Here is a 12210-nt window from a genome sequence, read left to right as displayed (position 1 = left end):
GGGCGATGAGTTATTCATCCGTGATTTCTTATCACCAGCGCGGGATGGCGTTGCTGGTCAGTCTGGTATTCCTGTTGTTGCTGACGCTGATCGGTATCTCTTCGATGCAGAACGCCACCCTGCAGGAAAAAATGGCCGGCAGCGTGAGCCTGCGCAATCAGTCGTTTCAAGGCGCCGAGGCTGCGTTGCGAGTGGGCGAAAGCGTGGTGCAACGGGGCGGTTTTGCGCTGCCGGATTGCAGCGGGCACCTTCAATGCGCTCCACCGGCCGAGTCGCTGACCATTACGTCTGCGGGTTTCAACGCTACCTCTGGAGTGATGTGGGTGGCGTCGGGCAAGGGCTTTTATGGCGTGCAAAACATCGGCGTCAGCCGCGACGCCGTGAATGTGCCGATCAATACACAGGCAACCTTGTACCGGATAACGGCGGTAGGCATCGCGGGCCATTCTCGCAGTGTGGTGGAGAGCATTTATGCCAAGTACTGAGCGGCCTGCCAGGTTCTGGCCGTTGCTGTGCGGTGTGATCGTCGCGCTGAACCTATCGGTGCCGGCCCAGGCCATCACGCCGCCGGATTCACCGGCGCTGGACCGGCGAGCCTGTCTGGCCAATGGCAACTGGTACGGTTTTTATCGCAACAATCATGGGCTGATACCCATCTGCCTCAAGCTGCCCGAAGCGATCAGCGCTAAGATGCTCGACAGCAACGACGATGGCGTGGTCGACGGCAACGATTTGCTTTCGAACGGCGTGACCTTCATCGGAGAGAACTCGCCCCGGGACGCCGATGACAATGGCGCGGAGGCGCACGAATCCATTGGCGACGATACCCCGGGGCTGGAAAAATCCGGCGGCAGCCGTCGCATCATGTGGCGACAAATTCAGTAAGTGAGAGTTGAGGCATGCACAGATCCAACCGCGGTTTTACCCTGATCGAAATCATGATCGTGATTGCAATCATCGGGATTGTCATGACCATTGCTGCCCCGAGCTTCACCGAATACCTGAACAAGGGCCGCCGTACCGAAGTGGCCAGTCTGCTTTCCGAGCAGGCGCAAATCCTTGAGCGCTTCTATTCGCAAAAAAATGTCTACACCGATGCCACCGGTCTGAGCGCCGGCAACGATTACTACACCATTACCCCGACTCTGACCGATCAGACGTTCCTGCTGACCGCCGTGCGCAAGCCGGGCACGAGCATGGCTGCGGACAAGTGCGGAGATTTCACTATGACCAATACCGGTGTCCGTGGCATGGTCAACGCCACGGCCGGCCTGACCGCCAAGGATTGCTGGGGTCGCTGAGTTTACTTTTCGGACGCCCCTTTGCGTCCACTGTCTATTTATCGGTTGGATCAGAACATGACCAGGCAACAGCAAGTGGTGATTGTCGGCGGCGGGGTAATCGGGCTGCTGACGGCATTCAATCTCGCGTCCGAGGTGCAGAGCGTTGTGCTGCTGGATCGCTCGAATGTGGGCCGGGAATCCTCCTGGGCAGGCGGCGGGATTGTTTCGCCGCTTTATCCATGGCGTTACAGCCCGGCGGTCACCGCATTGGCCCATTGGTCCCAGGATTTTTATCCACAGCTGGGTGAGCGCCTGTTTGCGGCCACCGGGGTTGATCCCGAGGTGCACATCACCGGTCTGTACTGGCTGGATCTGGATGACGAGGCCGAGGCGCTGGCGTGGGCTGCACGAGAGAGCCGTCCATTGCGGGCTGTGGATATCTCGGCGGCACACGATGCGGTGCCGGTGCTGGGCGGCGGTTTTTCCCGGGCGATCTACATGGCTGATGTGGCCAACGTGCGCAATCCACGGCTGGTGAAGTCGCTCAAGGCTGCGTTGTCGGCGCTGCCGAACGTGACGATCCACGAGCAGTGTGAAGTCAGCGGATTTCTCCGTGAAGGCGATAAAGTCGTTGGTGTGCACACCTCGACAGGGAGTGTCCATGCGGATCAGGTGGTCCTGACGGCGGGCGCCTGGAGCGGCGACTTGCTCAAGGGGCTGGGGCTGGAGTTGCCGGTCGAGCCGGTAAAAGGCCAGATGATTCTCTACAAGTGCGCCGCTGACTTTCTGCCGAGCATGGTGCTGGCCAAGGGGCGTTACGCGATTCCGCGGCGCGACGGACACATTCTGATTGGCAGTACCCTGGAGCATGAAGGCTATGACAAGACGCCGACCGAGTCGGCCCTGGAGAGCCTCAAGGCATCGGCGGTGGAGTTGATTCCGGCGCTGGCGGATGCAGAAGTGGTGGGGCATTGGGCCGGATTGCGCCCAGGTTCGCCGGAAGGCATTCCTTATATTGGTCGGGTGCCTGGATTTGATGGGTTGTGGCTCAACTGCGGGCACTACCGTAACGGTCTGGTACTGGCGCCGGCGTCGTGTCAGTTGTTCGCTGATGTGATGTTGGGGCGAGAACCTATTATTGATCCTGCACCCTATGCGCCGACCGGTCGGATCTGAGACAAGATCAAGAGCCGTTCAATCCAGGCCGAATTTCTTCAGCCTGTAGCGCATCGACCGGAACGACAAATTCAACCGCTGAGCCGCTGCCGTGCGGTTCCAGCGGGTTTCTTCCAGGGCCTGGAGAATGAGCTGGCGCTCGACGTTTTCCAGGTACGCTTCCAGGTTGTCGATCTGTGTCAGATCGAGCAAGCCCCCTTCAGCGGCGCAGTTGCCCTCGGCCAGACGCAGGTCGCTGGCCTCGATTTGTTTGTTTTCGCACAGGGTATGAGCCCGTTCGAGCATGTTCTCCAGTTCCCGCACATTGCCTGGAAAGCGGTAGCTTTTCAGGGCGTCGAGGGCGTGCGGGTGGAGTTTTGCCGCCGGTTGCCCGGTGTCGGCGGCCAGGCGCATGAGCACGTGGCTGGCCAGCGGTTCTATGTCGTCGCGGCGCTCGCGCAGCGGCGGAACCCGCAGCTCGATCACATTCAAGCGGTAGTACAAGTCCTGGCGAAAGCGTTCACTGGCGACTTCGGCATCGAGGTCTTTGTGGGTGGCGCAAAGGATGCGCACATCGACGACCTCTTCCTGTTGCCCGCCGACGCTGCGTACGGCTTTCTCCTGAATCGCGCGTAGCAGTTTGACCTGCATCGGCAGCGGCAGATCAGCCACTTCGTCAAGGAACAGGGTGCCGCCGTGCGCGGCCTGGAACAGTCCGGGTTTGTCTTCGATGGCACCGCTGAAGCTGCCTTTGCGATGGCCGAAAAACTCGCTTTCCATCAACTCCGATGGAATCGCTCCGCAGTTGACCGGCACGAAGGGGTGATTGGCCCGTGGTCCTCGCTCATGGATCAGGCGCGCAACCAGTTCCTTGCCGCTGCCGGACTCGCCGCTGATGTAAACCGGTGCCTGGCTGCGCGCCAGTTTGTCGATCTGTTTGCGCAGGTTGCGCATGGGCAATGAATCACCCAGCAGACGACGATCGATAGCGCTGCCGGGAACAGCAAGCAGCAGGGCGCTGGCGACCAGTTCCCGCAGGCGGCCAAGGTCCACCGGTTTGCTCAGGAAGTCGAAGGCGCCGGCCTTCAGTGCATTGATCGCCGTTTCGACATTGCCGTAGGCGGTGATCATGGCCACCGGAACTTGCGGGTAACGTTGCTGGATGTGCTGCACCAGCTCAAGGCCGTTGCCGTCCGGCAGGCGCATGTCGGTGAGGCACAGATCGAACGTTTCGCGCTTGAGCAGGCCCAGGGCCTCGCCCACATCGCGGGCACTGTAGGTGTCGAGTTTCATCCTTCCCAGGGTAATTTCCAGGAGTTCGCGGATGTCCGGTTCATCGTCGACGATCAGGACTTTTTGCCGTGATTTCTTGTTCAACCTTGTTTCCGTCCGTGAGCAAAGGTAATGCGAAAGCAGCCGCCATCCTGGCGTGGCTTGAAGTCCAGGCGAGCTTGATTGCTTTCGCACAGCTCACGGGACAGGTAGAGGCCCAGGCCAGTGCCGTGCTGACTGGTGGTGAAGAAGGGTTCGAATAGTTGCGCTTGATGGTCCGGGGGTACACCGGGACCGTCGTCGATTATTTCCAGGATCGGCAACTGGCTGTTTGGATCGATAAACAGGTCCAGCCAGACCTGCGCCTGCTCGCGGCGCAAGCCACTGTGGCGCCATGCGTTGCCTATCAGGTTGTCGAGAATCTGCCGCAATTGGTCGGGATCCATCAGGGTCTTGAAGTCTGCACCAGTGGTGTGCAAGTGAATCTGCTGGCGTGCGGTTGCCGCCTCGCGGGTTTCGCCCACGAATTGTTCCAGCCACGGTTTCAAGTCGAGTCGTTGCGGCACGGTTTGCTGGCGGCGGGACAGTTGCAGGACGTTTTCGATTACCCGATTCATTCGCTCAGAGTGGTCTTGAATGATCTGCGTCAGACGTCGATCCGCGCCGTTCAGTTCCTCCGATTCTCGTAATAGCTGCGCGGCATGACTGATGGCGCCCAGCGGATTGCGGATTTCATGGGCGATGCCGGCGGTCAGGCGACCCAGGGCCACCAGTTTCAATTGCTGCGCCTGTTGCGCGATCTGGGCGAGGTCCTCGAGAAAGACCAGGGTCTGGTGGTTCGGGCTGATGCCCAAGGCGATGAAGCTGGGTCGCAGTTCCAGGCCGCTGCCGGTGATCTTCAAGCTGTGGGGACGCAGCGTCGGATTCTTGCGCCAAAGGCCCAGGCGCTCGATCAGGGCAGGGCAGTGCTCGTCAATCACGAGGCCTTCGAGATGCTCGCAATCGAGCAGGGCCAGGGCGCTGTGGTTGGCGAGCTGCACTCGTCTGCACTCGTCGAGCACCAGTATGCCGGTGCGCATCCGTTGCAGGATCAGCGCATTGAGGGTTTCCAGGCCGATGACTTCGCTGGCCTTTTGCTCGGCCAGGGTTTCGCTGACCTCCAGGCGTCGGGTCAGGCCTTGCACCAATAACGCTGCGGCAAAACACAGGGTGCCAAGGGCTCCTGCCTGCAAGTAATCGTTGGGACTGGAAGGGTGGCTGAAGCTCAGCAGGAAACTCAAGCCGACGATGCCGAGCGCGCCGACAGCGGCAATCAACAGCCCGATGCGCCTTCGCAACAAGGTGTTGCCGATGGCTACCGATACGATCAACAGGTTGCCAACGGCGCTGGCCACGCCACCTGCGGCATAAAACAGGCCGCACAACAGCAGCACGTCAGCCAGCGCCAGGCTGAACAATTGCGCCGGCCGGCGTGTGTCCTCGAAGAACACAACCAGCAGAATGTTCAGTATCAGGTACAACCAGCTGCCACCACGCAGCAACGCGTCATTGCCGGACGTCAGCAACTGATTGTCCATGTCGCTGGAAATCAAAAGCACCAGGATGATGCCGACGCTCAAACGGTAGAGGTGATAAAGGCGCAGCAGTCGCTGGGCCTGTTTGCCGCCGGGACTTTGAGTCTCAGCGACCACTGGACCCTGGGCCTTGCTCGAGGTGAGCCTGGCTGCAATACCACTGTTGTTGAAGACTCAGCGCCCGGTCGCGGGGCAGGTGCACGCCGCAATGGGCGCATCGGACCATCGGTGCCGCTTCCAGCTCGGCGGTGGACTTGGGCACGGAAGCCTGGCCCTTGTATTTACGCCAGAACCACACCGCAGCGGCAATAACGGCGATCCAGAATATTAAACGAAGCATGGTGAGCTGCTTTTTGGTTGATGAAGCGCCAGTTTAGCCGGGGACATCGCAGCCGCACAGCGCAATGCTCCTTATAAAAAATGGCGCAATAAAAAAGGGAGACTCGAGAGTCTCCCTTTTGGGCCCGTGCGGGGTGTCAGTCGAACACACCGAACGTCATGTAGCTGAACCACGAGCGGTCGCTGTTGTTGCCTTCCGCTTCGTGATTTTCTTCTTCGATCACATCGCCGTTGGTGTCTTTTGGCTTGAGTTCGTTCGGAATCGCATCCTTGGCGTCCTGGAACTGCTTCTGCACGTCCTGGTTGGCGCGGGTTTCTCCCGGTGGCAGCGGAGGACGGGATTCGATCATGCCCAGGGTGGCCTTGCTCAGCCACGAACGGTTATCGGCTTCGGCCACCGACGGTACGAACTGACCGTCGACCAGGCTTGGGTGGTTCGGGTAGTTGAGCTTCAAGGTTTCGAGGCTGGTGGCGGCCAGCTCATCCAGGTGCAGGCGCTGGTAGGCTTCGGTCATCACCGCTAGGCCGTCGCCGACCGATGGGGTTTCCTGGAAGTTTTCCACCACGTAACGGCCACGGTTCGCGGCAGCCACATAGGCCTGACGGGTCAGGTAGTAGTCGGCAACGTGAATTTCATACGCCGCCAGCAGGTTGCGCAGGTAGATCATGCGCTGCTTGGCATCCGGCGCGTAACGGCTGTTCGGGAAGCGGCTGGTCAGCTGGGCGAACTCGTTGTAGGAGTCGCGGGCGGCGCCGGGGTCACGCTTGGTCATGTCCAGTGGCAGGAAGCGCGCCAGCAGTCCGACGTCCTGGTCGAACGACGTCAGGCCCTTGAGGTAGTAGGCGTAGTCGACGTTCGGATGCTGTGGATGCAGACGAATGAAGCGCTCGGCCGCGGCTTTTGCAGCCTCGGGCTCGGCGTTCTTGTAGTTGGCGTAGATGAGCTCGAGTTGGGCCTGATCGGCATAACGACCGAACGGATAACGCGATTCCAGAGCCTTCAGCTTGGCGGTGGCGCTGTTGTAGCTGTTGTTGTCCAGATCGGTCTGAGCCTGTTGGTACAACTCGACTTCACTCAGGTTTTCGTCTACGACTTCCTTCGATGAGCAAGCAGCGGTCAATGCGAGGATGGCGATCAGCAGCAGGTGTTTCACTTGCATGGCGGCTTGCGTCCCTATGACGGCCGCTGTCTTGGGCGTGGCCGTCCTGTTATGATGAGCGCCCCGTTGAATAGCCTCGGGGCAAAAGACGCCGTATTTAACCACAAGCGCGCAGCCGAAACCAAAGGCTGTGCCGACGCCTAGTCTGAGCATGTCCGATAAAATTGAACTTCGCGCAGAGGTGCCGTCCGAATTGGGCGGCCAACGCCTCGATCAAGTCGCCGCACAATTATTCGCTGAGCACTCGCGCTCGCGCCTTTCCGCCTGGATCAAAGACGGCCGCCTGACTGTGGATGGGGCGGTTATCCGCCCGCGAGACATCGTTCACGGTGGCGCCATTCTTGAACTCACTGCCGAGCAGGAAGCTCAGGGCGAATGGGTCGCTCAAGACATTGCCCTGGACATCGTCTATGAAGATGACGACATCCTGGTGATCAACAAGCCTGCGGGCCTGGTGGTGCATCCGGCTGCCGGTCACGCTGATGGCACCTTGCTCAACGCCTTGCTCCACCACGTGCCTGACATCGTCAACGTGCCGCGCGCCGGTATCGTGCACCGCCTGGACAAGGACACCACCGGTCTGATGGTGGTGGCCAAGACCATTCAGGCGCAGACGCAGTTGGTGACACAATTGCAGAGCCGCAGTGTCAGCCGGATCTACGAATGCATCGTGATCGGCGTGGTGACGGCTGGCGGCAAGATCAATGCGCCGATCGGTCGTCATGGTCAGCAGCGCCAGCGCATGGCGGTGATGGAGGGGGGCAAGCAAGCCGTCAGCCATTACCGCGTGCTCGAGCGTTTCCGTTCCCACACGCACGTGCGGGTGAAGCTCGAAACCGGTCGTACGCACCAGATTCGCGTGCATATGGCGCACATCAACTTCCCGTTGGTCGGAGATCCTGCCTACGGCGGTCGCTTCCGTATTCCGCCGGCAGCGAACCCGACGATGGTCGAATCGCTGAAAAACTTCCCGCGCCAGGCGCTGCACGCGCGTTTCCTGGAGCTGGATCATCCGACCACCGGTCAACGGATGAGCTGGGAGTCGCCGTTGCCGGAAGATTTCGTCTGGTTGCTGACCCTGCTCAAGCAAGATCGCGAGGCGTTCATCGGATGAGTGACTGGCTGATTCCTGACTGGCCCGCGCCGGCCGGGGTCAAAGCCTGTGTGACCACTCGTGCGGGCGGCGTCAGTCTGGCGCCGTTCGACAGCCTCAATCTGGGCGATCACGTCGACGACAGCCCTGAAGCTGTCGCCGAAAATCGCCGTCGCCTCACCGATCATTTCTCCATTCAACCGGCCTGGCTGCAGCAGGTCCACGGCATCGTCGTGGCCCATGCCGACCCAGGCCGAGTGGTCACTGCCGACGCCAGTTGGACGGCGACGCCGGGCATCGCTTGCGCGGCCATGACCGCCGACTGCCTGCCGGCGTTGTTTTGCGACCGTGCCGGCACTCGCGTCGCGGCGGCCCATGCGGGTTGGCGCGGGTTGGCGGCTGGCGTGCTGGAAGCCACTCTGGACAGCCTGGATGTGCCCGCTGCCGACACATTGGTATGGCTCGGCCCGGCCATTGGCCCGCAAGCCTTTGAAGTCGGCCCGGAAGTACGCGAAACCTTCGTGCAGCAACTGCCGCAAGCGGCTGAGGCCTTTGTGCCGAGCCACAACCCCGGCAAGTTCATGGCTGACATCTATAAGCTGGCGCGTCTGCGCCTGGCGGCTCGCGGTGTCACCGCCGTTTATGGTGGCGGTTTCTGCACCGTGACCGATCCGCGCTTCTTTTCTTACCGCCGCAGTCCGAAAACCGGCCGGTTTGCCTCCCTTATCTGGCTGTAGCGTCCTGTCTCACGAGTACTGTTACTCGCAAGAAAGGGCGCTAGCGCTAGACTTGTCTGATCTGCATCAACATCACGACGCTTGAATCTCCCAGAATCGACCGCATCTATTGTGCTATCTGGCAGGTTTCTTCATTCAGGATGTTTTATTGGTCCGACCTGCTCAAAAGGAAGGTGACCCATGCGTATAGATCGTTTAACAAGCAAATTGCAATTAGCCTTGTCCGATGCCCAGTCTCTGGCCGTCGGTCACGACCATCCGGCCATTGAGCCGGCGCATTTGATGCAGGCTCTGCTCGAACAGCAGGGTGGCTCGATCAAGCCTCTGCTGATGCAAACAGGCTTCGACATCAACAGCCTGCGTAAAGAGCTGACCAAAGAGCTCGACCAGCTGCCTAAAATCCAGAATCCGACCGGCGACGTCAACATGTCGCAGGATCTGGCGCGTCTGCTCAACCAGGCTGATCGCCTGGCCCAGCAGAAGGGCGACCAGTTCATCTCCAGCGAGCTGGTGTTGCTCGCCGCCATGGACGAGAACAGCAAGCTCGGCAAATTGTTGCTCGGTCAGGGCGTGAGTAAGAAAGCGCTGGAAAATGCGATCAACAACCTGCGCGGTGGCGAGGCGGTCAATGACCCTAACCACGAAGAGTCGCGCCAGGCGCTGGATAAATACACTGTCGATATGACCAAGCGCGCCGAAGAGGGCAAGCTCGACCCGGTGATCGGTCGTGACGACGAAATTCGCCGGACCATTCAGGTGTTGCAACGCCGCACCAAGAACAACCCGGTATTGATCGGTGAGCCTGGTGTCGGTAAGACCGCCATCGTTGAAGGCCTGGCCCAGCGCATCATCAACGGTGAAGTGCCGGATGGCCTCAAGGGCAAGCGTCTGCTGTCCCTCGACATGGGGGCGCTGATTGCCGGTGCCAAGTATCGCGGCGAATTCGAAGAGCGCCTCAAATCCTTGCTCAATGAACTGTCGAAGCAAGAAGGGCAGATCATTCTGTTCATCGACGAACTGCACACCATGGTCGGTGCCGGCAAGGGCGAAGGCTCGATGGATGCGGGCAACATGCTCAAGCCAGCATTGGCTCGCGGCGAGCTGCATTGCGTCGGCGCCACCACGCTCAATGAGTACCGCCAATATATAGAGAAGGACGCCGCCCTCGAGCGACGCTTCCAGAAAGTGTTGGTGGAGGAGCCGAGTGAAGAAGACACCATCGCGATCCTGCGGGGCCTGAAAGAACGCTACGAGGTTCACCACAAGGTGGCGATCACCGATGGTGCGATCATTGCCGCGGCCAAGCTCAGCCATCGCTATATCACTGATCGTCAGTTGCCGGACAAGGCCATCGACCTGATCGACGAAGCCGCCAGCCGTATCCGCATGGAGATCGACTCCAAGCCGGAAGTGCTGGACCGTCTGGAACGTCGCTTGATTCAGTTGAAGGTGGAATCCCAGGCGCTGAAGAAAGAGAGCGACGACGCAGCGAAGAAACGTCTGGAAAAACTCCAGGAAGAAATCGTGCGCCTTGAGCGTGAGTACTCGGATCTCGAAGAAATCTGGAACTCGGAAAAGGCCGAGGTACAGGGTTCAGCGCAGATTCAGCAGAAGATCGAGCAGTCCCGCCAGGAACTGGAAACCGCACGCCGTAAAGGCGATCTGAACCGCATGGCCGAGTTGCAGTATGGGGTGATCCCGGACCTGGAGCGCAGCTTGCAGATGGTCGACCAGCACGGCAAGAGCGAAAACCAGTTGCTGCGCAGCAAGGTGACTGAAGAAGAGATCGCGGAAGTCGTGTCGAAGTGGACCGGTATTCCCGTGTCGAAAATGCTCGAAGGCGAGCGCGACAAGCTGATGAAGATGGAAAGCCTGTTGCACCAGCGTGTGATCGGGCAGGACGAAGCGGTGGTGGCGGTTTCCAACGCCGTGCGGCGTTCCCGTGCCGGTTTGGCTGATCCGAACCGACCAAGCGGTTCGTTCATGTTCCTCGGCCCGACCGGTGTCGGTAAAACCGAGCTGTGCAAGGCGCTGGCGGAGTTCTTGTTCGACACCGAAGAAGCGATGGTGCGCATCGATATGTCCGAGTTCATGGAGAAACATTCCGTGGCTCGCCTGATTGGCGCACCACCGGGCTATGTAGGCTATGAAGAAGGCGGTTACCTGACCGAGGCCGTGCGTCGCAAGCCTTACTCGGTGATCCTGCTGGACGAGGTCGAGAAGGCGCACCCGGATGTGTTCAACATCCTGCTGCAAGTGCTGGAAGATGGCCGGTTGACCGACAGCCATGGCCGCACGGTGGACTTCAAAAATACCGTGATTGTCATGACGTCCAACCTCGGTTCGGTGCAGATCCAGGAGTTGGTCGGTGATCGCGAGGCCCAGCGTGCGGCAGTAATGGACGCGATTTCTTCGCACTTCCGGCCGGAGTTCATCAACCGGGTCGACGAAGTGGTGATCTTCGAGCCATTGGCACGGGATCAGATCGCCGGCATTACCGAGATCCAGTTGGGTCGTCTGCGCAGTCGTCTGACCGAGCGGGAGCTGAAGCTGGAACTCAGCCCTGAGGCCATGGATAAGCTGATCGCGGTAGGGTACGACCCGGTGTATGGCGCTCGGCCGCTGAAACGAGCGATCCAGCGCTGGATCGAAAACCCGCTGGCACAGCTGATTCTGTCGGGTCGTTTCATGCCCGGCGATACTGCCAAGGGCGTTGTGGAGAACGACGAAATCGTCTTCGTTTGATCCACTGTAGGAGCGAGCCTGCTCGCGATGGTCGTTAACGATAACGCGTGTTATCAGGCTAAACGCAGCGCTCAAGAGGTCTTCGCGAGGAAGCGAGCTCCTACAAAAATGTGTAGTTGAACAGGAGGCCTCGCATTGCGAGGCCTTTTTTTCGTTAGGCTGTTGAACTTAAAGGAAAAGGCTTGTAAAGTGCGCCCCGCAGTCAGTCACCCCCCAGGGTTTCCGCTCCCCAAGCAGGAATCCAAAATAAGTTGCAAATCATTAACTTGAAAGCAATTTAGGGGGTTGACAGAGGTGCTGAAGATTGTAGAATAGCGCGCCTCAGACACACGAACGCAGTGATGCGAACGGGTCGAAGAGAACGCAGTAAAGCTTCACCGTTGTAAATTGAAATATGTAGTTCCGTGATAGCTCAGTCGGTAGAGCAAATGACTGTTAATCATTGGGTCCCAGGTTCGAGTCCTGGTCACGGAGCCAATTTCAAACCGGGGTATAGCGCAGTCCGGTAGCGCGCCTGCTTTGGGAGCAGGATGTCAGGAGTTCGAATCCCCTTACCCCGACCATTTTAGGGTCGTTAGCTCAGTTGGTAGAGCAGTTGGCTTTTAACCAATTGGTCGTAGGTTCGAATCCCACACGACCCACCATTTTTGAAACCAGTTAACGCTGGAATCAAATCTTAAGATCAGACGCCAAAAGCGCTGTTCGCAAAAGGTACCTTTCAAAGGTGCCTTTTTTTTACCGGGGTATAGCGCAGTCCGGTAGCGCGCCTGCTTTGGGAGCAGGATGTCAGGAGTTCGAATCCCCTTACCCCGACCATATTAAAAACCCTCGTATCGAAAGATACGGGGATTT

At 59.3% G+C, this 12210-nt stretch carries 11 protein-coding genes and 4 tRNA genes; 11 read left to right on the top strand and 4 right to left on the bottom strand.

Annotated features, from left to right (window positions below; translation table 11 throughout):
- The first annotated feature begins 5 nt into the window (after positions 1-5).
- Genes GQ39_RS20895 through thiO form a run of 4 tightly spaced genes read left to right on the top strand, consistent with a single transcriptional unit; the run spans position 6 to position 2459 of the window.
- Positions 6-485, top strand: coding sequence for a pilus assembly PilX family protein (locus GQ39_RS20895; protein ID WP_047533407.1), 480 nt, complete (start codon positions 6-8; stop codon positions 483-485).
- The gene (locus GQ39_RS20890) at positions 472-885 is read left to right on the top strand and encodes a hypothetical protein (RefSeq protein ID WP_047533406.1); all 414 of its coding nucleotides are present in this window, start codon (positions 472-474) and stop codon (positions 883-885) included. Before GQ39_RS20895 ends, GQ39_RS20890 begins: the two co-directional genes overlap by 14 nt.
- A gap of 14 nt (positions 886-899) precedes the next feature.
- On the top strand, positions 900-1301 hold the full coding sequence (locus GQ39_RS20885) for a type IV pilin protein (protein ID WP_047533404.1): 402 nt from the start codon (positions 900-902) through the stop codon (positions 1299-1301).
- Between the two features lie 57 nt (positions 1302-1358).
- Complete coding sequence (gene thiO, locus GQ39_RS20880; RefSeq protein WP_047533402.1) at positions 1359-2459, top strand: glycine oxidase ThiO; 1101 nt, start codon at positions 1359-1361, stop codon at positions 2457-2459.
- Positions 2460-2477: 18 nt separating this feature from the next.
- Here thiO and GQ39_RS20875 read toward each other — a convergent pair whose 3' ends face one another.
- The 4 genes from GQ39_RS20875 to GQ39_RS20860 all read right to left on the bottom strand — a co-directional run bounded on the left by GQ39_RS20875 (position 2478) and on the right by GQ39_RS20860 (position 6783).
- On the bottom strand, positions 2478-3815 hold the full coding sequence (locus GQ39_RS20875; RefSeq protein ID WP_047533401.1) for a sigma-54-dependent transcriptional regulator: 1338 nt from the start codon (positions 3813-3815) through the stop codon (positions 2478-2480).
- Complete coding sequence (locus tag GQ39_RS20870; protein WP_047533400.1) at positions 3812-5401, bottom strand: ATP-binding protein; 1590 nt, start codon at positions 5399-5401, stop codon at positions 3812-3814. The genes GQ39_RS20875 and GQ39_RS20870 overlap by 4 nt, the downstream gene beginning before the upstream one ends.
- A complete protein-coding gene (locus GQ39_RS20865; protein WP_047533398.1) occupies positions 5391-5624 on the bottom strand; it encodes a PP0621 family protein in 234 nt (77 codons plus the stop codon). Before GQ39_RS20865 ends, GQ39_RS20870 begins: the two co-directional genes overlap by 11 nt.
- A 136-nt stretch (positions 5625-5760) precedes the next feature.
- A complete protein-coding gene (locus GQ39_RS20860; RefSeq protein ID WP_047533396.1) occupies positions 5761-6783 on the bottom strand; it encodes an outer membrane protein assembly factor BamD in 1023 nt (340 codons plus the stop codon).
- A 151-nt stretch (positions 6784-6934) separates the two neighbouring features.
- On the opposite strand from GQ39_RS20860, the gene rluD reads away from it, so the two are divergent.
- The 7 genes from rluD to GQ39_RS20825 all read left to right on the top strand — a co-directional run bounded on the left by rluD (position 6935) and on the right by GQ39_RS20825 (position 12174).
- Positions 6935-7897 (top strand): 23S rRNA pseudouridine(1911/1915/1917) synthase RluD, encoded by a 963-nt coding sequence (gene rluD, locus GQ39_RS20855; protein ID WP_047533394.1) that lies wholly within the window; start codon positions 6935-6937, stop codon positions 7895-7897.
- Entirely contained in the window at positions 7894-8613 is a 720-nt protein-coding gene (gene pgeF / locus GQ39_RS20850; protein ID WP_047533392.1) for a peptidoglycan editing factor PgeF, read from the top strand. Before rluD ends, pgeF begins: the two co-directional genes overlap by 4 nt.
- Before the next feature lie 180 nt (positions 8614-8793).
- Complete coding sequence (gene clpB / locus GQ39_RS20845; RefSeq protein WP_047533390.1) at positions 8794-11358, top strand: ATP-dependent chaperone ClpB; 2565 nt, start codon at positions 8794-8796, stop codon at positions 11356-11358.
- A gap of 401 nt (positions 11359-11759) precedes the next feature.
- Positions 11760-11835 (top strand) — tRNA-Asn (locus GQ39_RS20840).
- A 9-nt stretch (positions 11836-11844) separates the two neighbouring features.
- Positions 11845-11921, top strand: a tRNA-Pro gene (locus GQ39_RS20835).
- Between the two features lie 5 nt (positions 11922-11926).
- Positions 11927-12002: transfer RNA gene (locus GQ39_RS20830), tRNA-Lys, on the top strand.
- 95 nt (positions 12003-12097) lie between these two features.
- Positions 12098-12174 (top strand) — tRNA-Pro (locus GQ39_RS20825).
- Positions 12175-12210 lie beyond the last annotated feature (36 nt).

The organism is Pseudomonas sp. 11/12A, assembly GCF_000800055.1.
Classification (GTDB): Bacteria; Pseudomonadota; Gammaproteobacteria; order Pseudomonadales; family Pseudomonadaceae; genus Aquipseudomonas; species Aquipseudomonas mohnii.
The sequence above is the reverse complement of the archived record's forward strand: the minus strand, read 5'-3'. Positions and strand labels throughout refer to the sequence as shown.

Coding starts and splice junctions, on each gene's coding strand:
- thiO (WP_047533402.1), top strand. CDS start 1,359: ATGACCAGGCAACAGCAAGTGGTGATTGTCGGCGGCGGGGTAATCGGG.
- rluD (WP_047533394.1), top strand. CDS start 6,935: ATGTCCGATAAAATTGAACTTCGCGCAGAGGTGCCGTCCGAATTGGGC.
- pgeF (WP_047533392.1), top strand. CDS start 7,894: ATGAGTGACTGGCTGATTCCTGACTGGCCCGCGCCGGCCGGGGTCAAA.
- GQ39_RS20895 (WP_047533407.1), top strand. CDS start 6: ATGAGTTATTCATCCGTGATTTCTTATCACCAGCGCGGGATGGCGTTG.
- GQ39_RS20860 (WP_047533396.1), bottom strand. CDS start 6,783: ATGCAAGTGAAACACCTGCTGCTGATCGCCATCCTCGCATTGACCGCT.
- GQ39_RS20890 (WP_047533406.1), top strand. CDS start 472: ATGCCAAGTACTGAGCGGCCTGCCAGGTTCTGGCCGTTGCTGTGCGGT.
- GQ39_RS20885 (WP_047533404.1), top strand. CDS start 900: ATGCACAGATCCAACCGCGGTTTTACCCTGATCGAAATCATGATCGTG.
- clpB (WP_047533390.1), top strand. CDS start 8,794: ATGCGTATAGATCGTTTAACAAGCAAATTGCAATTAGCCTTGTCCGAT.
- GQ39_RS20865 (WP_047533398.1), bottom strand. CDS start 5,624: ATGCTTCGTTTAATATTCTGGATCGCCGTTATTGCCGCTGCGGTGTGG.